The sequence below is a fragment of the Geodermatophilus sp. SYSU D00815 genome (assembly GCF_054050035.1).
On the sequence record NZ_JBJGYO010000015.1, the window covers coordinates 57,489 to 76,880 of the forward strand.

Below are 19,392 nucleotides of genomic sequence, written 5' to 3' on the forward strand. Positions count from 1 at the left end.
GAAGGCGGTCCGTGCGCGGCCCACCGGCGGGTCCGCCCGTGTCCCGTGCACCGGGTCCCTGCCCGGCCGCGTGGCGGCGTCCATGACGGGTTCATGACGACTCCGTGACCACCGCTCACGGCGCACCCCGCGCGACGGCGTCCTGCTCGATGATCCGGTCGGTCAGCGCGGCAGGGGCGTCAGGGAGGAGCGGGACATGGGCGAGTTCGTCGACGAGGTGACCGTCCTGAGCCGGTGGCTGGGGCGGGACCTCACCGCCGAGCTGAGTGGCGTGGTGCCGCTCTGGCACGCCTTCCGCTTCCGCGACGCGGCGGTGTTCGAGCCCGACGCGGGCGACCGGCTGTACCTGGTGCGCGGCCAGGCGGTCCGGGAGCTCGTCGTCAGCCGCGGCACGATCGACGACGCCTACGCGGACCTGACGGCGACGGGCGACCTGCGCGCCGTGGCGTAGCAGCCGGGCCCGGGCCGCCGGCCGTGCAGCTCCTCTGCTGCGGGTGACGTGCCCGGGCCTGGTGCGGGCCAGGATCCGCCGGCATGTCGTTCTCCGAGGTGATGGAGCGCGTCGCCCAGGCGTTCGAGGCCCTCGGTGCGCTCGTGCTGCTCGGCGGGCTGGTCGTCGCGGTCGTGCTGGCCGGGCGGTCCTGGCGCCACGCCCACGACGGCCGGCGGGCCTACCGGGTGCTCCGGGAGTCGTTCGGCGCCGTCATCCTGCTCGGCCTGGAGATCCTGGTCGCGGCCGACCTGGTGCGCACCGTCGTCGTCGCGCCGACCGCCGAGAACGTGCTCGTCCTCGGCGCGATCGTGCTGATCCGGACGGTCCTCAGCTTCTCCCTGGAGATCGAGATCGAGGGCGTCGCCCCGTGGCGCCGCGCGTTCGTGAGCGGCGCCGGCCGGCTCCGCGCGGCCGGGCGGCGGGCCACCGCGGAGGCGACGGCGGAGGACGAGGGGCTCACGCCCAGCTGATCAGGAGGACGCGGTCCGGGCCGCGCCGGGCGTCGTCCCGGCCACCCGCTTGTACGCCCGGGCGAAGGCCGTCTCCGACTCGTACCCGAGGTCCCGCGCCAGCTCGCCGACCCGCGCGCCGCGGGTGAGGGCGGTCCCCGCCACGTGCATGCGCTAGCGCGTCACGTACCGCATGGCGGGCTCCCCGGCGAGCTCGGTGAAGCGGGCGGCGAAGGCCGACCGGGACATGCGGGCCTCCCGCGCCATGCCGTCGAGCGTCCAGGCGGCCCCGGGGTCCTGGTGGACCAGCGCGACCACCCGCCCGATCTGCGGGTCGCGCAACGCCCGCAGCCAGCCGGGGGAGTCGCCGCCGGTCTCCAGCCACGCCCGGATCGCCTGGATGACGACGACGTCGGCCAGGCGGGTGACGACCGCCTCCGCGCCCGGGCGGTCGTGGCGCACCTCGTCGGCGAGCAGCCCGAGCACCACCGGCAACCACCCGGAGTGCCGGGCGTCGCGGCCGGAGAGGACCAGCACCGGCGGCAGCAGGTCCAGCACGTGCGCCGCTCCGGGCCGGTCGATCTCCACGACGCCGCAGAACATCCCGGCGAGGGAGCCGCCACCGCCGAGCCGCAGCACCGAGTAGTGCTCGGCGAGGAACTCCTGCGGCAGCAGATCGGCGCGGCCGGCGATCGGGGCTCCGGGACCGCTGCGCAGCAGGTGACCGCGGCCGTGCGGCACGAGCGCCAGGTCGCCGGACCCCAGGGTGTGCACGGTGCCCCCGACCTCCAGCCGGCAGCCGCCCTCGGTGATCACGTGGAAGCTCAGGCACCCGTCGAGGGCCGGCATCTCCAGGCCCCAGGGCGCCGTCCCCTCGGCCCGGCAGTAGAACGTGCCGCGCATCCGCAGGTCGGCGAGCACACCGCCGAGCGGGTCGGCCGCCGTCCACGGCCTGCGCGAGGTGGTCACCGGCCCACTGTGCCGCCGGGCGCGCCGGTCGTCCAGCGTCGCTGGACGAACGGCGCGGAAACCAGGACGCGTGAGCCTGTTCCCCCGCTCCGGACGTCCGCAGGCTGGATGCAGGCCGGCCGGCGGGGCCGGCACCACCGAGGGAGGAGCGGACGATGCGAGTGCTGGTCGTGGGAGCCACTGGAGGATCGGGCCGGGCGGCCGTGGAGGCCCTGGTCGCGCGCGGTCACGAGGTGACCGCCTTCGCGCGGAGGCCGGCGGGCTTCCCGCCCGGCGTCGGGACGGCGATCGGCGACGCCACCGTCGCCGCGGACGTCGACCGCGCGGTGCGGGGGCAGGACGCCGTCGTGGTCGCGCTCGGCATCGCCGAGAGCCCGCTGCGGGTCCGGCTGCGCGGCAGCGCGGGGACGCCGATGGACGTCCGGTCACGCGGTACCGAGCGGATCGTGGCCGCGATGCGGGCGCACGGCGTCCGCCGCCTGGTCGTGCTGTCGTCCTACGGCGTGGGGCCGACCCGCGACCGGCTGCCGTTCTCGAGCCGGCTGGTGTTCGCCCTGCTGCTGCGCCCGCAGATCGCCGACACCGAGCGGCAGGAGCGCGTGGTCCGGGACAGCGGGCTCGACTGGACCCTGGTGCAGCCGGTCAACCTGACCGACGACGAGCAGGAGGCGACCCGGTCGACCGACGCCGACGCCGCCCCCCTGGCCGTCGAGGGCATGCGCGTGTCGCGGCGGGCGGTCGGCGGCGTGCTGGCCGACGCCGTGGCCGACGCCGGGCTGGTCGGTCGCACGGTGGCGGTCTCCGGAGCGCCGGCGCCCGTCCCCGCCTGAGAGCGTCAGGACGACGGGTCGCGGTCGGGGTAGCGGGCCCGGGCGAGCGCGTACACGCCGAACGCGGCGAACCCGGCCGCCACCCCGGAGAGCAGCCACGGCCCGCCGCGGACCCCGGCGATCACGGTCATCGCGCCGTCGAGGCCGGTGGCGGTCGAGACGTCGGCCGAGGTCGCGGCCTGCCACAGCAGCACACCGACCAGGCCGAAGGCGATGCCCTTGGCGACGTACCCGACCCGGCCGATCGTCTCGATCCACGGCTCCAGCGGGTCCGGCGCCGCCGGCAGGTCGATGTCCTTCATGAAGCCACCGGTGAGCCCCCGCACGAAGGTGTAGAGGCCCACGGCGACCACGAGGACGGCGACGGCGAGGACGACCGCCGCGCCGCCGGGCACGTCCAGCGTCTCGTCGGTGAGCTCGCGCAGCCGCTCGTCGGCCTCGTACTCCACCCCGACGGCGAACAGCAGCGCGGTGACCCCCAGGACGGCGTAGACCCCGGCCTTGGCCAGGCACTTGGCGCAGACGAACGCCGTCCGCCCCCGGAGGGCGCGGTCGAGCAGGCCGCGCCACCACAGCAGCACCTCGCCGGCCTGCCACAGCGCCAGCGCGACCATGCCCAGCCCGATCCCCCACAGCAGCACCAGCCCGCCGGGGGAGGAGGCGACCGTCTGCAGCGCCCCGGTCTGGTCGGCGTCGGCGCGGGTGCTGCCGAACGCCAGCCGCAGGGCGAGCCAGCCGATCAGCAGGTGCACCGCCCCGTAGGCGACCAGCCCCACGCGGGCCACCGCCTCCAGCACCGGGTGGTCGGTGACCTGCCGGGCGCGCTCGACGATCCGGTGCACCCGGCCGAGCAGGGAGCGGGCGGCGGAGGTCACCGCGCCGATGGTGGTGGAGCCGGGGCGGAGCCGCCAGGCGGGCTCAGCGGACGGCGCGCCGCTCGCGCCGGGCCTGCACGGCGCGGACCACGCGCAGCACCGCGACCACCGCCGCCGGCACCGCCACCAGCAGCCAGCCGTGGTCGCCGACGAAGTAGGCGATCGCGCACAGGGCCACGCCGAGCGCCACGGCCTGCCCGATGGTCCACAGCCGCTGCCGCCGCTCGGCCCCGGTGTGCCCACCGAGGATGCGCCGCGCCAGCAGCAGCGGCAGCACCACGAGCGCGATGCCCAGCGCCCAGCTGACCAGCACGACGGTGCCCTTGACGAACAGCAGCAGCAGCCAGCCGACCAGGCCGACGGCGGCGACGACCCCCGCTCCCACGAGCAGCGAGGCCGTCAGCGAGCGGTGGGTGCGGACCGCGGTGGTCATGCGCGCACCGTAGCGCCGGCTCCTGGGAACGCGGGCCCGTTCTCACGGCACGATCGCGTCCACGTACCCGCCGTCGACGCGCAGTGCACCGCCCGTGGTCGCCGACGCCAGCGGCGAGGCGAGGTAGACGCACATGTTCGCGATCTCCTCCGGCTCGATCAGCCGCTGCAGCAGCGACTGCGGCCGGTGCCGCAGCATGAACTCCCGCTGCGCCTCGTCCCACGGCAGCTCCTCACCGACCAGGGAGCGGACGAATTCCTCGACCCCGCCGGTGTGCGTCGGGCCGGCGATCACCGAGTTGACCGTGACCCCCGAGCCGGCCGCCTCCTTGGCGAACCCGCGGGAGACGGCGAGCAGCGCCGTCTTCGTCATGCCGTAGTGGATCATCTCGGCCGGGATCGCCACCGCCGAGTCGCTGGCGATGTACTGCACCCGGCCCCAGCCGCGCTCCCGCATCCCCGGCAGGTACGCCCGGGTCAGCCGGACGGCGGTGAGCACGTTCGTCTCGAAGTACCGCCGCCACTCGTCGTCGGAGATCTCGAGGGCCGGGCGGGCGCCGAAGACGCCCAGGTTGTTGACCAGCACGTCGGCGTCGGGAACGGCCGCGAGCAGCTGCGCCGTCCCCTCGTCGGTGGTCAGGTCCCCGGCCACGGTGGTCACCCCGCCGGCGACGCCCTGCTCCCGGATCGGCCCGGCGGCCGCGTCGAGCGCCGCGGCGTCCCGCCCGGTGAGGACGACGGCGGCGCCGGCGCGCGCCAGCCCGGTGGCGATGGCCAGGCCGATGCCCTGGGAGGAGCCGGTGACGACGGCGCGGCGGCCGCTGAGGTCGATCTGCATGCTGCGAGCAAGGCGCGCGGCGGACCTGCTGTTCCGCCGTGGAAGGGTGGGCGGCGTGACCGTGGAACGGACCGTCCGCCTGCTGTTCGAGGAGTCGGCGCGCACGGCCGGCACGCACACCAACCTCTCCGCCGTCCGCAGCGACGGCCCCGTGCTGTGGGTCGCGGGCGACGAGACCGCGACCGTCGAGCGGCTGGTGGCCGACGACCCCGACGACCCGCACGTCTACGGGCAGCAGACCAGCTTCCGCCTCGCCGACCTCGTGCCGCTGCCCGGCGGCGGCGAGGACGAGGAGGGGGAGGCCGACCTCGAGGGCCTGGCCCGCGCCGGTGACTTCCTGTGGGCGGTCGGGTCGCACAGCCTGCGCCGCAAGCAGATCAAGGCCCGGCACGAGGGCGAGAAGGCGCTGCGCCGGCTGGCGAAGGTCTCCGGCCAGCCCAACCGCCAGGTCCTGGTCCGGCTGCCGGTCCGCATGGACGGCGGCCTGCCGACCGTCGTGCGCGAGCTCGAGCGCGACGGCGTCCGCTCCCGTGCCGCCTCGTTCGGGGCGCACGGCCCCGACCTGCGGGACCTGCTCGCCGACGACGAGCACCTCGGCCCCTTCCTGCCGCTGCCGGGCAAGGACAACGGGCTCGACGTCGAGGGCATCGCGGTGGCGGGCCCGCGGGTGTACCTCGGCCTGCGCGGCCCGGTGCTGCGCGGCTGGGCGGTGGTGCTGGAGCTGCGCCCCGAGGTCGACCCCGACGCCCCCGACCGGCTGCTGCTGACGCCGTTCGACGACGGCCGCCCCTACCGCAAGCACGTGCTGCGCCTGCAGGGGCTCGGCGTCCGCGACCTGTGCCCGCACGGCGACGACCTGCTCGTGCTGGCCGGGCCCACGATGGACCTCGACGGGCCGGTGCACGTCTTCCGCTGGCACGACGCGCTGCGGGCGGAGACCCCGCAGGTGGTCCGCGGCGACCAGCTCACCCGCGACCTCGTGCTCGGCTACGGCGAGGAGTGCGACCACGCCGAGGGGATCGGGCTCGTCGGCCCGCCGGAGCGGCCGCGCCTGCTCGTCGTGTACGACAGCCCGTCGCCGGAGCGGCTCGGCGCCGACGGCAGCGTCCTCGCCGACGTCGTCCGGTTGCCGGGTGACATGCTCGGCGGCGTCCGCCCGTCCTGATCAGGAGGTCCCGTGCGCGCTGTCCAGATCGCCACCCTCGACGGCCCGCGAGCGGCGCAGCTCGCCGAGGTCCCCGAGCCCGCCGACGAGGACAGGGTCCTGGTCGACGTGCACGTCGCCGGGGTCACCTTCCCCGAGGTGCTGCTCAGCCGCGGCGCGTACCAGCTCAAGCCGGAGCTGCCGTTCGTCCCGGGCAGCGAGGTCGCCGGCACCGTCCGGCGGGCGCCCGAGGGCAGCGGGTTCGCCCCCGGCCAGCGGGTGGCCGCCTTCCCCGGCTTCGGCGGGTTCGCCGAGGTGGTCGCCGCCGACCCGCGGTTCGTCTTCCCGCTGCCGGACTCGACGTCGTTCGAGCAGGGCGCGGCGCTGCCCATGAACTACCTGACCATGCACTTCGCGCTGACCCGGCGGGGAGGCGTGCGCAGCGGGGAGAGCGTGCTCGTGCACGGCGCCGCCGGCGGGCTGGGCACGGCGGCCATCCAGCTCGCCAAGGCGTACGGGGCGCGCGTCCTCGCGGTGGTCTCGACCGAGGACAAGGGGGAGGTGGCGCGCACGGCCGGCGCCGACGACGTCGTCCTCGCCGACGGCTTCCGCGACCGGGTCAAGGAGCTCACCGGAGGCCGCGGCGTCGACGTCGTCGTCGACCCGGTGGGCGGCGACCGCTTCACCGACTCGCTGCGCAGCCTCGCCCGCGAGGGCCGGCTGCTGGTGCTCGGCTTCACCGGCGGCGAGATCCCCACGGTGCGGGTCAACCGGCTGCTGCTGAACAACATCTCCGTGCTCGGCGTCGGCTGGGGCGCCTTCTGGTCCGGGGAGCCCGGGTACGTCGCCGAGCAGTGGCGGGAGCTGCTGCCGCTGCTGGAGAAGGGCGCCCTCGACCCGGTGCTGGGCTCCACCCACGACCTCGCCGACGCCGCGGCGGCGATCGCCGAGCTCGAGGAGCGCCGCGCCACCGGGAAGGTGCTGCTCCGGGTCCGCGGCTGACCCGCGGGCGGTCGCCGCTGGACGGCGACCCCGCCGGGGGTCGATCCTGACCGGCGGACGGGGCGGCGCGAGGGGACGGCGACATGGACGCAGAGGCATCCCGTCCCGCGGTCGGCCGGCCGGGCCTGCGCATGGGAACGGCGCAGGCGCGCTGGGTGCTGCTCACCACGGTGCTCGGGTCCAGCCTGGCCATGCTCGACGCCACGGTGGTCAACGTGGCCCTGGAGCGGATCGGCGCGGACCTGGGGACCGGCTTCGCGGGCCTGCAGTGGACGGTGAACGCCTACACCCTCACCCTGGCGGCGCTGATCCTGCTCGGGGGCTCGCTCAGCGACCGGTACGGCCGGCGGCGGGTCTTCGTCGTGGGCGTCTGCTGGTTCGCCGTCGCCTCGCTGCTGTGCGGTCTCGCGCCGAACATCGAGACGCTCGTCGCCGCCCGGGCGCTGCAGGGCGTCGGGGGAGCCCTGCTCACCCCGGGCAGCCTGGCGATCATCTCCGCCACGTTCGCCGAGGGCGACCGCGCGGCGGCGGTGGGGGCGTGGTCGGGCCTGGGCGGCGTCGCCGGCGCGGTGGGACCGTTCCTCGGCGGGTGGCTGGTGGACTGGAACTGGCGCGCGGTGTTCCTGCTCAACCTGCCGCTGGCCGTCGTCATCGTGCTGGTCGCGGTCCGGCACGTGCCCGAGACCCGGGACCCGGCCGCGGCGCCGCGGCTGGACCTCGCGGGCACCGCCCTCGTGGTGGTCGGCCTGGGCGCCCTGACGTACGCGCTCACCGCGGCCGGCGAGCAGGGAGCCGGTCCGGTCGTGGGGGCGACCGCCGTCGTCGGGCTGCTCGCGCTCGCCCTCTTCGTGCGGGTGGAGCTCCGCTCGCCGCACCCGCTCGTGCCCCCGGCGCTCTTCCGCGACCGCCAGTTCACCGCGGCGAACGTGGTCACGCTGCTGGTCTACGCGGCGCTGGGGGTCGTGTTCGTCCTCCTGGTGCTGCAGCTGCAGGTCGTCTCCGGCTTCAGCCCGCTGCTGGCCGGCACGGCGCTGCTGCCGGTCACCGTGCTCATGCTGCTGTTCTCGGCGCGGGTCGGCGCGCTGGCCCAGCGCGTCGGCCCGCGGCCGTTGCTGACCGCCGGCCCGCTCGTGGCCGCGGCGGGCGTGCTGCTGATGCTGCGCATCGGCCCGGACGCCTCGTACGTCACCGACGTGCTGCCCGCCACGATCGCCTTCGGCGCCGGCCTGACCCTGCTGGTGGCGCCGCTGACCGCGACCGTGCTCGCCTCGGCCGAGGACCGGTTCGCCGGCGTCGCCTCGGGGGTGAACAACGCCGTCGCGCGCGCCGCGAGCCTGCTCGCCGTCGCCGTCGTCCCGGTGGCGGCCGGCATCGGCGGCGACGACTACGCCGACCCGGCGGCCTTCGACGACGGGTTCCGGACGGCCATGCTCGTCCTCGTCGTCCTGCTCGTCGCCGGGGGCGTGCTCGCGGCCCTGCTCGTCCGCCGGCCGCTGGCGGCAGCCCCCGAACCCGGGCCCGGGGAACCGGCGCGCCTGCGGGTCGAGGAGTGCCCGCACTGCGGGGTCACCGGCCCGCAGCTCGCCCCCACCCGCACCGGCTGACGGCCGCACCGGGAAGCTGGCCCGGTGGAACCGGTCATGGTCGACGTCCCCGCCGGCACGATCGTCCTGCGCGACGAGGGCACCCGGACCGGCCGGCCGGTCGAGGTCGCGCCCTTCCGGCTGGCGGCGCACCCGGTCACGCGGGAGCTCCACGCGCGGGTGCTGGGGAAGGGGCCGGCGCCCGCCCCGCGCGCCCCGGTCACGGAGGTCTCCTGGCTCGACGCCGTGCGCTTCTGCAACCTGCTGTCGCAGCACCACGGCCTGGCACCGGCCTACTAGCCCGGCGACGACGTCGACGGGCTCGACGTGGTGTGGGACCGCGACGCCGACGGCTTCCGGCTGCCCACCGAGGCGGAGTGGGAGCACGCGTGCCGCGCCGGCTCCGGCGACGTGCGCCACGGGGAGCTCGACGACATCGCCTGGCACCGCGGCAACGCCGGCGGCGCGGCCCACGACGTGGGGACGCGGGCGCCCAACGCCTGGGGCCTGCACGACACGATCGGCGACGTCTGGGAGTGGTGCTGGGACCTCTACGACCCCGTGGTCTACGGGCCGTACCGCGGCTTCCGCGGCGGCGGGTGGCACGACCTGCCGCGCAGCCTGCGCGCCTCCTGCCGGCGCAGGAGCCACCCGACCTTCCGCATCGACGACCTGGGGTTCCGCCTGGCCCGCTCGGGGTGACCGATCGGGGCGCGACCGGCTCCCGGACCCGCCGGGGGCGGTAGGAAGGACGCCGTGGCCGGCGCCGACCTCGACGAGCTCCTGCCCCGCCTCACCCCCGAGGTGGCCGACCTGGTGCGGGCGGTCGACGCGCTCGTGCACGAGGTGGACCCCGGCGTCGTCCGGGTCGTCTGGCCGCACCAGCGCACCGTCGGGTACGGCGTCGGCCCCAAGAAGATGTCCGAGCACTACGCCTACATCGCTGCCTTCGACCGGCACCTCAACCTCGGGTTCAACCACGGCGCGCGGCTGCCGGACGAGGGGTTGCTCGAGGGCACCGGGAAGTCGTTCCGCAAGCTGACCGTGCGGACGGCGGACACCCTCGCCGACCCGCGGCTGGCGCCGTTGCTGCGCACGGCCCGGCAGGAGAGGCTGGACGCGCTGGGCCGATGAGCCGCCGCCGATGAGTCGCGGCCGTCGTGCCGGTCGAACCCCGCGTGACGACACCGCAGCCCCTGGGACCCGAGCCCCTGGACGCCACCTTCACCGAGCGGATCCGCACCGACGGCGCCTTCCCCACCTACCTCGAGCTCACCGGCTCCGCCGAGCTGCTCGGCACGCGGCGGCCGGTCAAGGTCGGCGGCCTGCTCGACGGGCAGCCGTTCACCGCCACGCTGATGCCGTCGGGGGAGGGACCGCACTGGCTGCCGCTGCGCAAGGCGCTCTGCGCGGCGATCGGCAAGAGCGCGGCCGGTGAGCAGGTGACGGTGCACCTGCGGGAGCGGTTCGGCTGACGGTGCCGGCCTCCCTGGCGCCGCGCCCGCGCCGGGACCCGGCCTGACCGCGCCGGAGGCCGCCGACGAGGATGGAGGCATGGGCTACACCGCGGCGCAGGACCGCTACGACTCGATGACCTACCGCCGTTGCGGCCGCAGCGGCCTCGACCTGCCGGCGATCAGCCTGGGCCTGTGGCACAACTTCGGCGACGACGTCCCCCTCGACCGGCAGCGGTCGATCCTGCGGCGGGCCTTCGACCTGGGCATCACCCACTTCGACCTGGCCAACAACTACGGGCCGCCCTACGGCAGCGCCGAGAGCAACTTCGGCCGGCACCTGCGCGAGGACTTCGCCGCCTACCGCGACGAGCTGATCATCTCCACCAAGGCCGGCTGGGACATGTGGCCGGGGCCGTACGGTCAGGGCGGCGGCTCGCGCAAGTACGTGCTGGCCAGCCTCGACCAGTCGCTGCGGCGCATGGGCCTGGACTACGTCGACATCTTCTACTCGCACCGGCCGGACCCGACGACGCCGCTCGAGGAGACGATGGGCGCGCTCGACACCGCCGTCCGCTCCGGCAAGGCGCTCTACGCCGGGATCTCGTCCTACTCGCCCGAGGACACCGCCCGGGCCGCGGACATCCTCGCCGACCTCGGCACGCCGCTGCTCATCCACCAGCCCTCGTACTCGATGCTCAACCGCTGGATCGAGACCGAGGGCCTGCTCGACGTCCTGGCCGACAAGGGGGTCGGCTGCATCGCGTTCTCGCCGCTGGCGCAGGGCATGCTCACCGACCGCTACCTGAACGGCATCCCGGAGGGCTCGCGCGCCAGCCAGGACAAGTCGCTCTCCGCCGACCTGCTCTCCGAGGAGTCGCTGGACCGGGTGCGGGCGCTCAACGACATCGCGTCCGGACGCGGGCAGTCGCTGGCCCAGATGGCGCTGGCCTGGGCGCTGCGGGACGAGCGCGTGACCACCGTGCTCATCGGCGCCAGCAGCGTCCGGCAGCTGGAGACCAACGTCGGCGCGCTGCAGCGCCTCGACTTCGGCGCCGACGAGCTGGCGGAGATCGACCGGCACGCCGTCGACGCGGGGATCGACCTGTGGCAGGGGGCCCGGGAGAAGACGCTGTAGGGCGGCGGGCCGAAGCGGAGGCGCCTACGGTTGAGGTGTCCCTGCTCCTGACACCTCGAAGGGCTCGCACATGCGGCACGTCTCCCTCGGCTCGCTCGACGTCTCCCGGCTCGGTCTGGGGTGCATGGGGATGTCGGCGTTCTACACCGGCGCCGGCACGGACGACGCCGGGTCGACCCGCACCATCCACCGCGCCCTCGACCTCGGCGTGACGTTCCTCGACACCGCCGAGATCTACGGCCCGTACACCAACGAGGAGCTCGTCGGCCGGGCGATCGCCGGCCGCCGCGACGAGGTCGTGCTCGCCACCAAGTTCGGCAACATCTCGCACGCGGCGGGCGGGGAGCGGCGGTACGACAGCAGCCCGGCGAACGTCCGCACCGCGGTCGAGGGGTCGTTGCGGCGGCTGCGGACCGACGTCATCGACCTCTGCTACCAGCACCGCGTGGACCCCGACGTGCCGATCGAGGACACCGTGGGGGCGCTCGCCGAGCTGGTCGAGCAGGGCAAGGTCCGCGCCATCGGGCTGTCGGAGGCGGGGGCGGAGACGATCCGCCGCGCGCACGCGGTCCACCCGGTCACCGCGCTCCAGACGGAGTACTCGCTGTGGACCCGCGACCCCGAAACGGAGATCCTGCCGCTGGTCCGCGAGCTCGGGATCGGGTTCGTCGCCTACTCGCCGCTGGGCCGCGGGTTCCTCACCGGGCAGATCCGCTCGGCGGCGGACCTGGACGGCTCCGACTTCCGGGCGAGCAACCCCCGGTTCGCCGGGGAGGCGCTGCAGCGGAACCTGCGCATCGTCGAGGAGGTGGAGGCCGTCGCCCGCGAGGCCGACGCGACCCCGGGGCAGGTGGCGCTGGCCTGGCTGCTCGCCCAGGGCGACGACGTCGTCCCGATCCCCGGCACCAAGCGCGTCGCGCGGCTGGAGGAGAACGCCGCCGCCGACGACCTGCGGCTGACCGACGAGCAGCTCGGCCGGCTGAGCGCGATCCAGCCGCCGGTCGGCGACCGCTACGCCGACATGACGCCGCTGGGACGCTGATCGCGCAGGCACGTGTCGGCTCGTCGACCTCGCGGCGGGCCGACACTCCTCGGCGGCGCCCATCGCCCGGTTGCGCTGGATCCGCTGGAGCCGGGCCGCGACCCGGTGCGGGTCCAGCCACGCTGCCGGCACGCGCGCAGGCGTGGCCGGCGGGTGGATCGACCGGTCGATCAGCACGCCCTCGAAGGTCGAGGAACCGGAGATCCGCGGCACGCCCCGAACCCACGGAGCGGGTACGACCGTTCCCGCAGCTCAGGACGGCGTCGTCGGCAGACCCTCGGTACTCCTCCGGGGGATGCGGGGTCCCGCGGACGCGCCCCGGCATGCCAGGGTCGGGACGTGGACTTCGACGAGGTCGCCGACGAGCTCTACGGCATCCCGCCGGAGGAGTTCACCGCGACCCGGCGCGCCCGCGAGGAGGAGGCCCGCGCCGGCGGCGACCGGGTGCTCGCCAAGTCGATCTCCCAGCTGCCCAAGCCGTCGCTGGCCGCGTGGGCGACGAACGTGCTGGTCCGCCACCACCGCGACGAGATCGAGTCGCTGGTCGAGCTCGGCGGGTTGCTGCGCGAGGCGCAGGAGAACCTCGCCGGCGACCAGCTGCGTGCCCTGTCGGTGCAGCGCAACCAGCTGCTCGCCGCGCTGAGCCGGCAGGGGATGGGGCTGGCCCGCCGGCTCGGCCACCCCATCAGCAGCGGCGTGGCCGGGCAGGTGGAGGACACGCTGCGGGCGGCGATGGCCGACCCGGACGCGGGCGAGGCGGTGCTCTCCGGGCGGCTGACCTCGCCGCTGTCCTACAGCGGGCTCGGCACCGGGCAGCGGCCAGACCTGCGCGTCGTCCGGCCACCGGAGCGGGAGGCCGGTCCCGCGCCGCGGAAGGCGACCGGGAAGCGGACCGAGGCACGGACGACGGCGCAGGAGCGGCGCCGCGCCGCCGAGGAGAAGCGGCGGCAGGCCGAGGAGCAGGCCCGGCGCGAGGCCGAGGAACGCCGCCGGCGGGAGCTCGCGGAGGCGCAGGAGGCCGCCGACGAGGCGGCCGAGCTCGCGGAGGACGCCGCCGCCGCGGCCGAGCGCGAGCAGGCGCGGGCCGACGAGCTGGCCGGCCGGCACGAGCACCTCGAGGCGCGGGTCGAGGAGCTGATGGACGAGCTGGCCCGCACCCGCGAGGAGGTCAACTCGGTCAACGCGCAGCTGTCCCGCGCCCAGCGGCGCGCGCAGTCCGCCGGCCGACGCGCCGGCGAGGCGGCGGCCGCCCGCGACCGGGCGCTCGCCCGGCTGGCCGAGCTGCAGCAGCGCTGACCTTGCCGCCGCGGGGTGCCGGGGCCACACTCGGCGGCCATCCGGCCCGACGACGTGCGGAGACCAGCATGAGCGCTCCCCAGGACGACCCGATCGCCGACACCGCGCCCGACGACTCCCGCAGCGGCGCCGACATCGCCGAGGCGATCGAGGTGGCCGAGGCCGGCAGCCGGGTCGAGCAGGTGCACGACCGCGGGCAGTTCGACAAGTCCGGCGAGGCGCCGGTCGAGCAGGTGCGCGACGACCCCGAGATGACCCAGGGCCAGGTCGTGCACGGCTCCGGCGCGGAGGAGGGGACGGCGCCCGCCGGGACCGAGGGCGTCAGCTCCGGCGCCGCGCAGTCGGTCCGCGGCGCCCGCCCGATCGACGGGGCCTGACGCTACGGCGCCGTCCAGGGGACCAGCAGCGCGTCCGCCGGGACGTAGAGGGGGTGCCGCGGCTCCCCGAGCCGTGTCGTGCCGAGGCACAGCGGCCGGTCCAGCAGGGGTGCGACGGCCCGTGACCGCCCGTGCAGCGAGCCGCCGGCGCCCCAGGCCGCGATCGTCCCGGCGACAGACGCGGTGAAGCGCCGCAGGACGTCGTCGTTCGCGGGACCCACCGGCTCGGCCGCCCGGCGCAGCGCCTTCGGGTCGGTGTGCCGGTGCGCGAACAGGTTCACGACGAGCAACCCGCTCCGGCCGGCCGCCCGGCTCCCGGCGATGCACCGCTCCAGCGTGGGCCGGCGACGCCGCTCGGTGTCCCCGGTCGCCGGGTTGAGCAGGACCCACACGTCGGTCGTGCGCGGGTCCGGTGCGCCCCACCAGCGGCCGAAGGCGTACCGGTAGGCCATGTCCGGCGAGTACAGGTACCGCTCCGGCAGTCCGTCCGGAGACGTGCCCGTCCGGTCCTCGAGCCCGTGCCGGGCCGCCAGCTCCGCGAAGTTCGTCCATCCCTGTCGCCGGTGCCCGCGGCGCGGGTCCCCTAACTCCAGAGCTCGACGCGCACCGTCGGGGCCGCTCGGCGGGTGCTGCGCGGCGGGCGGGCGAGCAGCGCGGTGGTCGCGTCGGGGGTGGTGAGGAAGCGCTGCAGCGCGCGGGCCGGCCCGGTCGCCGAGGCCGTGGCGATCGTCGCCCACCACATGCCGGTCACCGGGGTGGGCTCGAGCGGCACCCGGACCAGCGTGCCGCGGCGCAGGTCCTCCGCGACCAGGTGGGCGAGGGCGAGGAAGACCCCGTCGCCGGCGCGGGCGGCGGCCAGCGCCTCGGTCTCGCTGTCGAGCCGCTCGACGAGCAGCCCGGCCCCGAGGTCGCCCTCCACGCCCGCCGGCCCCGCCAGCCACCGGGCGCCGGCCAGCGCCGACGGCGGCACCGGTCCCCGCCGCGGCAGCGGCAGGGCCGGTGCGGCCACCAGGACCCGCGACCAGCGCAGGAACGGCACGCTCTCCAGCAGCTGCCCCGGCAGCGGCACCGGCCGGCCGCCGAGGGCGATGTCGGCGGCGTCCTCGGCCAGCGCGTGCGCCGCCCCCTCGGCCGCGCCGGTGCGGATCTGCACCCCGTGCCCGGAGAACCGGCGGGTGAAGGCCGCCACCACCGGCTCGGCGGCGTGCTCGCCGCAGGCGTGCGTCGCGTGCACCCGCAGCCGGCCCTCCGACGTCGCCTCGGCCACGTCGCGGCGGGTCCGGTCGGCCAGCCGCACCAGCTCGCGCGCCCGCCCGGCCAGCGCCCGGCCGCCCGGGGTGAGCGCGATGCCGGTGCCCGTGCGCACGAACAGCGCGTCGCCGAGGTCGTTGCGCAGCGCGGCGAGCGCCGCGGAGACGGCCGGCTCGCTCACGCCCAGGGCGGCCGCCGCCGCGCGGAGGGACCCGAGCTCGGCCACGAGCGCGAACGTCCTGAGCTGGGTGAACGTCACTGTCCCGCCCTCTTAAGGGGTTGCTTATCGGGATGTTGACACCCGCCCCGGGGGCGGACAAGGTTCGCCGCCACCAGGGCTCCGGCGTGGGGGCCCGCGGTCAGGGGGTGCGCCCGTGCAGACACCTGCTCCGTTCGACTACGCCCGGGCCGGCAGCGTCGCCGAGGCGCTCGACCTGCTCGAGCGGCACGGCCCGGAGGCCCGCGTCATCGCCGGCGGCCACAGCCTGCTGCCGATGATGAAGCTGCGGCTCGCGCGGCCGGACTGGGTCATCGACATCAACGGCCTCGCCGAGCTCGACTTCGTCACCGAGGACGCCGACCACCTGCGCATCGGGGCGCTGACCCGGCACGCGACGCTGCTGGCCTCGCCGCTGGTCGGCCGGCTGTTCCCGATCGTGCACGACGCCGAGCGCGTGATCGCCGACCCCGTCGTCCGCAACCGCGGCACCATCGGCGGGTCCCTCGGCCAGGCCGACCCCGCCGAGGACCTCACCACGGTGTGCGACGTCCTCGACGCCGAGATCGTCATCACCGGGAAGACCGGGCAGCGGGTCGTCGGCATCGCCGACCTGCACCGCGGCCCGTACGAGACCGCCTGCGAGCAGCACGAGCTGATCACCGAGGTCCGCTTCCCGATCCGCGCCCGCCAGGGCAGCGCCTACGAGAAGGTCGAGCGTCGCGTGGGCGACTGGGCGGTCGCCGCCGCCGGCGCCGCCGTCGTCCTCGAGGACGACGGCCGGATCTGCGACGTCACCGTCGGTCTCACCGCGCTCGGCGTCGAGGGCTGCGTGCCCGGCGTCCTCGAGGCCCTCTGCGAGCAGCAGCCGTCCGAGGAGCTGTTCGACGAGGCCGGCCGCCTCGCCGCCGAGGCCAGCTCGCCGGTCGAGGACCAGCGCGGCCCGGTCGACTACAAGCGGCACCTCGCCGACGAGCTCACCCGCCGCGTGCTGCGCCGCGCCGTCGCGCGCGCCGGCGCGCTCACCCCCGCCTGAGCAGGAAGGCCTCCCGTGCAGATCACCACGAACGTCAACGGCACCGAGATCACGAAGGACGTCGAGCCGCGGCTGCTGCTCGTGCACTACCTGCGCGACACCCTCGGCCTGACCGGCACCCACTGGGGCTGCGACACGAGCAACTGCGGCACCTGCGTCGTCCTCATGGACGGCGAACCGGTGAAGTCCTGCACCGTGCTCGCGGCGATGACCGAGGGGCACGAGATCCGCACCGTCGAGGGGATGGCGCAGAACGGCACCCTCGACCCGGTGCAGCAGGGCTTCATGGAGGAGCACGGGCTGCAGTGCGGGTTCTGCACGCCCGGGATGATGCTGACCGCCCGCGCGCTGCTCGACCGCAACCCCGACCCCGACGAGGGCGAGATCCGCGAGGCCATCTCCGGTCAGATCTGCCGGTGCACCGGCTACGCCACCATCGTCCGCTCGGTGCAGTGGGCCGCCGCCCACCCGGCCGCGACCCCGACCGACCAGGAGGTGCGGGCATGACCACCGTCGTCGAGCGCTCCACCATGCCGCAGGAGCGCGAGCCCAACCCCGCGATGACCTCGGCCGACCGGCCGATCGGCTTCGGCCGCGTGCAGCGCAAGGAGGACCCGCGGTTCGTGCGCGGCAAGGGCCGCTACGTCGACGACCTCGTGCTGCCGGGAATGCTGCACGGGGCGATCCTGCGCTCCCCGCTGGCGCACGCCCGGATCGTCTCCATCGACACCACCGAGGCGCTGGCGCACCCCAAGGTGCACGCGGTGATCACGGGCAAGGACCTCGAGGCGCTCAACCTCGCCTGGGCGCCCACCCTGTCGGCCGACGTGATGGCGATCCTGGCCACCGACAAGGTGCGCTTCCAGGGGCAGGAGGTCGCCTTCGTCGTCGCCGAGGACCGCTACTCCGCCCGCGACGCGCTCGAGCTCATCGACGTCGAGTACGAGGACCTGCCGCCGGTCGTCGACGCCCGCCGCGCGCTCGACCCCGGCGCCCCGGTGATCCGCGACGACCTCGAGGGGCGCACCGACAACCACATCTTCGACTGGGAGGCCGGCGACGCCGCGGCCACGGCCGCCGTGTTCGCCCGCGCCGACGTCGTCGTCAGCCAGGAGGTCGTCTACCCGCGGGTGCACCCCGCCCCGATGGAGACCTGCGGCGCGGTCGCCGACTACGACCCGGTCGACGGCAAGCTGACCCTCTACGAGACCACCCAGGCGCCGCACGCCCACCGCACCCTCTACGCGATGGTCGCCGGCATCCCGGAGCACAAGATCCGCGTCGTGGCCCCCGACATCGGCGGCGGCTTCGGCAACAAGGTGGGCATCTACCCGGGCTACGTCTGCGCCGTCGTGGGCTCGATCGTCACCGGCAAGCCGGTGAAGTGGGTGGAGGACCGCTCGGAGAACCTGATGAGCACCTCGTTCGCCCGCGACTACATCATGCAGGGCGAGGTGGCGGCGACCCGCGAGGGCAAGATCCTCGCCGTCCGCACCAAGGTGCTGGCCGACCACGGCGCGTTCAACGCGACCGCCCAGCCGACCAAGTACCCGGCCGGGTTCTTCTCCATCTTCACCGGCAGCTACGACTTGGAGGCCGCGCACTGCTCGGTCACCGGCGTCTACACCAACAAGGCCCCGGGCGGGGTGGCCTACGCCTGCTCGTTCCGGGTGACCGAGGCGGTGTACCTGGTCGAGCGGATGGTCGACGTCCTCGCCCAGCAGTTGGAGATGGACCCGGCCGAGCTCCGGCTGAAGAACTTCATCCGCCCCGAGCAGTTCCCGTACAAGAACAAGACCGGCTGGGAGTACGACTCCGGCGACTACGAGCCGGCGCTGCGCATGGCGATGGAGCAGATCGGCTACGACGAGCTGCGCCGCGAGCAGGCCGAGAAGCGGGCCCGCGGCGAGCTCATGGGCATCGGCGTCTCGTTCTTCACCGAGACCGTCGGCGCCGGCCCGCGCAAGCACATGGACATCGTCGGGCTGGGCATGGCCGACGGCGCCGAGGTGCGGGTGCACCCCACCGGCAAGGCCGTCGTCCGGCTGTCGGTGCAGACCCAGGGCCAGGGCCACGAGACGACGTTCGCGCAGATCGTCGCCGAGGAGCTGGGCATCCCGCCCGAGGACATCGAGGTCGTGCACGGCGACACCGACCAGACGCCGTTCGGCCTGGGCACGTACGGCAGCCGCTCGACGCCGGTGAGCGGGGGAGCGGTGGCCCTGGCCGCGCGCAAGGTGCGGGACAAGGCACGGGCGATCGCCGCGGCGATGCTCGAGACCCGCCCCGAGGACCTCGAGTGGGAGAAGGGACGCTTCTCCGTGGCGGGCGACCCGACGGCGGCGAAGACGATCGCCGAGATCGCGCTCGGCGCGCACGGCACCGTGGAGCTGCCGGAGGGGATCGACGGCAACCTCGATGCCGAGGTCACCTACGACCCGCCGAACCTGACCTTCCCGTTCGGCGCCTACATCTGCGTGGTCGACGTCGACCCGGGCACCGGCAAGGTGCACGTGCGGCGGTTCGTCGCCGTCGACGACTGCGGCACCCGGATCAACCCGATGATCGTCGAGGGGCAGATCCACGGCGGGCTGGCCGACGGCGTGGGCATGGCGCTCATGGAGTTCATCGGCTTCGACGAGCAGGGCAACTGCCTCGGCGGGTCGTTCATGGACTACCTGATCCCCACCGCCATGGAGGTGCCGGACTGGGAGACCGGCTACACGGTCACCCCCTCGCCGCACCACCCGATCGGCGCGAAGGGCATCGGGGAGTCGGCCACCGTCGGGTCGCCGCCGGCGGTGGTCAACGCCGTCGTCGACGCCCTCGCGCCGTTCGGCGTCGTCCACGTCGACATGCCGTGCACGCCGGCCCGGGTGTGGGCCGCGATGCAGGGCCGGCCGACCCCGCCGATCTGAGCCAGGACCCCGCTGCCCCCCACCACTCGCAGGCTCGCGGCGGACCCC

At 75.4% G+C, this 19,392-nt stretch carries 24 protein-coding genes; 17 read left to right on the top strand and 7 right to left on the bottom strand.

Annotation, left to right across the window (positions count from 1 at the left end; all coding sequences use genetic code 11):
* Positions 1-196: 196 nt before the first annotated feature.
* Positions 197-451, top strand: coding sequence for a hypothetical protein (locus ACI78S_RS16625; protein WP_456975275.1), 255 nt, complete (start codon positions 197-199; stop codon positions 449-451).
* Between the two features lie 83 nt (positions 452-534).
* Complete coding sequence (locus ACI78S_RS16630; RefSeq protein WP_456975277.1) at positions 535-963, top strand: DUF1622 domain-containing protein; 429 nt, start codon at positions 535-537, stop codon at positions 961-963.
* Here ACI78S_RS16630 and ACI78S_RS16635 read toward each other — a convergent pair whose 3' ends face one another.
* Both ACI78S_RS16635 and ACI78S_RS16640 read right to left on the bottom strand, forming a co-directional pair.
* Positions 964-1,107 (bottom strand): helix-turn-helix domain-containing protein, encoded by a 144-nt coding sequence (locus ACI78S_RS16635; protein WP_456975279.1) that lies wholly within the window; start codon positions 1,105-1,107, stop codon positions 964-966. It lies immediately after the preceding gene.
* Between the two features lie 9 nt (positions 1,108-1,116).
* Positions 1,117-1,911 (bottom strand): cupin domain-containing protein, encoded by a 795-nt coding sequence (locus tag ACI78S_RS16640; protein ID WP_456975281.1) that lies wholly within the window; start codon positions 1,909-1,911, stop codon positions 1,117-1,119.
* A gap of 155 nt (positions 1,912-2,066) precedes the next feature.
* On the opposite strand from ACI78S_RS16640, the gene ACI78S_RS16645 reads away from it, so the two are divergent.
* Positions 2,067-2,741, top strand: coding sequence for an NAD(P)-dependent oxidoreductase (locus ACI78S_RS16645; RefSeq protein ID WP_456975283.1), 675 nt, complete (start codon positions 2,067-2,069; stop codon positions 2,739-2,741).
* Positions 2,742-2,746: 5 nt separating this feature from the next.
* Here ACI78S_RS16645 and ACI78S_RS16650 read toward each other — a convergent pair whose 3' ends face one another.
* From ACI78S_RS16650 to ACI78S_RS16660, 3 genes are read right to left on the bottom strand one after another with little or no spacing between them, the layout of a single operon-like run.
* Positions 2,747-3,616: a DUF1206 domain-containing protein gene (locus tag ACI78S_RS16650; protein ID WP_456975285.1), complete on the bottom strand. Its 870-nt coding sequence runs from the start codon at positions 3,614-3,616 to the stop codon at positions 2,747-2,749.
* Between the two features lie 43 nt (positions 3,617-3,659).
* Positions 3,660-4,049 (bottom strand): hypothetical protein, encoded by a 390-nt coding sequence (locus ACI78S_RS16655; RefSeq protein ID WP_456975287.1) that lies wholly within the window; start codon positions 4,047-4,049, stop codon positions 3,660-3,662.
* Positions 4,050-4,091: 42 nt separating this feature from the next.
* A complete protein-coding gene (locus ACI78S_RS16660) occupies positions 4,092-4,886 on the bottom strand; it encodes an SDR family NAD(P)-dependent oxidoreductase (RefSeq protein WP_456975289.1) in 795 nt (264 codons plus the stop codon).
* 55 nt (positions 4,887-4,941) lie between these two features.
* On the opposite strand from ACI78S_RS16660, the gene ACI78S_RS16665 reads away from it, so the two are divergent.
* From ACI78S_RS16665 to ACI78S_RS16715, 11 genes are all read left to right on the top strand, one after another.
* Positions 4,942-6,051, top strand: coding sequence for a DUF3616 domain-containing protein (locus ACI78S_RS16665; protein WP_456975291.1), 1,110 nt, complete (start codon positions 4,942-4,944; stop codon positions 6,049-6,051).
* 12 nt (positions 6,052-6,063) lie between these two features.
* Positions 6,064-7,032, top strand: coding sequence for an NADPH:quinone oxidoreductase family protein (locus tag ACI78S_RS16670; protein ID WP_456975293.1), 969 nt, complete (start codon positions 6,064-6,066; stop codon positions 7,030-7,032).
* A gap of 83 nt (positions 7,033-7,115) precedes the next feature.
* The gene (locus ACI78S_RS16675; RefSeq protein WP_456975295.1) at positions 7,116-8,636 is read left to right on the top strand and encodes an MFS transporter; all 1,521 of its coding nucleotides are present in this window, start codon (positions 7,116-7,118) and stop codon (positions 8,634-8,636) included.
* Positions 8,637-8,660: 24 nt separating this feature from the next.
* A complete protein-coding gene (locus tag ACI78S_RS16680; protein ID WP_456975297.1) occupies positions 8,661-8,915 on the top strand; it encodes a hypothetical protein in 255 nt (84 codons plus the stop codon).
* A gap of 27 nt (positions 8,916-8,942) precedes the next feature.
* Entirely contained in the window at positions 8,943-9,317 is a 375-nt protein-coding gene (locus ACI78S_RS16685; protein ID WP_456975299.1) for a formylglycine-generating enzyme family protein, read from the top strand.
* A 54-nt stretch (positions 9,318-9,371) separates the two neighbouring features.
* Positions 9,372-9,749, top strand: coding sequence for a hypothetical protein (locus ACI78S_RS16690; protein WP_456975301.1), 378 nt, complete (start codon positions 9,372-9,374; stop codon positions 9,747-9,749).
* Between the two features lie 44 nt (positions 9,750-9,793).
* Entirely contained in the window at positions 9,794-10,090 is a 297-nt protein-coding gene (locus ACI78S_RS16695) for a DUF1905 domain-containing protein (RefSeq protein ID WP_456975303.1), read from the top strand.
* Between the two features lie 79 nt (positions 10,091-10,169).
* Entirely contained in the window at positions 10,170-11,207 is a 1,038-nt protein-coding gene (gene mgrA, locus ACI78S_RS16700; RefSeq protein ID WP_456975305.1) for an L-glyceraldehyde 3-phosphate reductase, read from the top strand.
* A gap of 70 nt (positions 11,208-11,277) precedes the next feature.
* Positions 11,278-12,249, top strand: coding sequence for an aldo/keto reductase (locus ACI78S_RS16705; protein WP_456975307.1), 972 nt, complete (start codon positions 11,278-11,280; stop codon positions 12,247-12,249).
* Positions 12,250-12,588: 339 nt separating this feature from the next.
* Complete coding sequence (locus tag ACI78S_RS16710) at positions 12,589-13,545, top strand: hypothetical protein (protein ID WP_456975309.1); 957 nt, start codon at positions 12,589-12,591, stop codon at positions 13,543-13,545.
* Positions 13,546-13,613: 68 nt separating this feature from the next.
* Positions 13,614-13,922: a hypothetical protein gene (locus ACI78S_RS16715; RefSeq protein WP_456975311.1), complete on the top strand. Its 309-nt coding sequence runs from the start codon at positions 13,614-13,616 to the stop codon at positions 13,920-13,922.
* A gap of 2 nt (positions 13,923-13,924) precedes the next feature.
* Here ACI78S_RS16715 and ACI78S_RS16720 read toward each other — a convergent pair whose 3' ends face one another.
* Both ACI78S_RS16720 and ACI78S_RS16725 read right to left on the bottom strand, forming a co-directional pair.
* Positions 13,925-14,374, bottom strand: coding sequence for a DUF1643 domain-containing protein (locus tag ACI78S_RS16720; RefSeq protein WP_456975313.1), 450 nt, complete (start codon positions 14,372-14,374; stop codon positions 13,925-13,927).
* 131 nt (positions 14,375-14,505) lie between these two features.
* Positions 14,506-15,432 (bottom strand): LysR family transcriptional regulator, encoded by a 927-nt coding sequence (locus ACI78S_RS16725; protein ID WP_456975315.1) that lies wholly within the window; start codon positions 15,430-15,432, stop codon positions 14,506-14,508.
* Positions 15,433-15,547: 115 nt separating this feature from the next.
* Here ACI78S_RS16725 and ACI78S_RS16730 point away from each other — a divergent pair, with 115 nt between their 5' ends.
* The 3 genes from ACI78S_RS16730 to ACI78S_RS16740 are packed head-to-tail and all read left to right on the top strand — an operon-like array spanning position 15,548 to position 19,344.
* Complete coding sequence (locus ACI78S_RS16730) at positions 15,548-16,426, top strand: FAD binding domain-containing protein (protein WP_456975317.1); 879 nt, start codon at positions 15,548-15,550, stop codon at positions 16,424-16,426.
* 15 nt (positions 16,427-16,441) lie between these two features.
* Complete coding sequence (locus ACI78S_RS16735) at positions 16,442-16,933, top strand: (2Fe-2S)-binding protein (RefSeq protein ID WP_456975319.1); 492 nt, start codon at positions 16,442-16,444, stop codon at positions 16,931-16,933.
* Positions 16,930-19,344: an aerobic carbon-monoxide dehydrogenase large subunit gene (locus ACI78S_RS16740; RefSeq protein ID WP_456975321.1), complete on the top strand. Its 2,415-nt coding sequence runs from the start codon at positions 16,930-16,932 to the stop codon at positions 19,342-19,344. Before ACI78S_RS16735 ends, ACI78S_RS16740 begins: the two co-directional genes overlap by 4 nt.
* The last annotated feature ends 48 nt before the right edge of the window (positions 19,345-19,392 follow it).

What these genes read in the sequence shown, in the direction of transcription:
- ACI78S_RS16625 (WP_456975275.1), top strand. Translation starts at nt 197, where the DNA reads ATGGGCGAGTTCGTCGACGAGGTGACCGTCCTGAGCCGGTGGCTGGGG.
- ACI78S_RS16630 (WP_456975277.1), top strand. Translation starts at nt 535, where the DNA reads ATGTCGTTCTCCGAGGTGATGGAGCGCGTCGCCCAGGCGTTCGAGGCC.
- ACI78S_RS16645 (WP_456975283.1), top strand. Translation starts at nt 2,067, where the DNA reads ATGCGAGTGCTGGTCGTGGGAGCCACTGGAGGATCGGGCCGGGCGGCC.
- ACI78S_RS16655 (WP_456975287.1), bottom strand. Translation starts at nt 4,049, where the DNA reads ATGACCACCGCGGTCCGCACCCACCGCTCGCTGACGGCCTCGCTGCTC.
- ACI78S_RS16660 (WP_456975289.1), bottom strand. Translation starts at nt 4,886, where the DNA reads ATGCAGATCGACCTCAGCGGCCGCCGCGCCGTCGTCACCGGCTCCTCC.
- ACI78S_RS16675 (WP_456975295.1), top strand. Translation starts at nt 7,116, where the DNA reads ATGGACGCAGAGGCATCCCGTCCCGCGGTCGGCCGGCCGGGCCTGCGC.
- mgrA (WP_456975305.1), top strand. Translation starts at nt 10,170, where the DNA reads ATGGGCTACACCGCGGCGCAGGACCGCTACGACTCGATGACCTACCGC.
- ACI78S_RS16705 (WP_456975307.1), top strand. Translation starts at nt 11,278, where the DNA reads ATGCGGCACGTCTCCCTCGGCTCGCTCGACGTCTCCCGGCTCGGTCTG.
- ACI78S_RS16715 (WP_456975311.1), top strand. Translation starts at nt 13,614, where the DNA reads ATGAGCGCTCCCCAGGACGACCCGATCGCCGACACCGCGCCCGACGAC.
- ACI78S_RS16720 (WP_456975313.1), bottom strand. Translation starts at nt 14,374, where the DNA reads ATGGCCTACCGGTACGCCTTCGGCCGCTGGTGGGGCGCACCGGACCCG.
- ACI78S_RS16740 (WP_456975321.1), top strand. Translation starts at nt 16,930, where the DNA reads ATGACCACCGTCGTCGAGCGCTCCACCATGCCGCAGGAGCGCGAGCCC.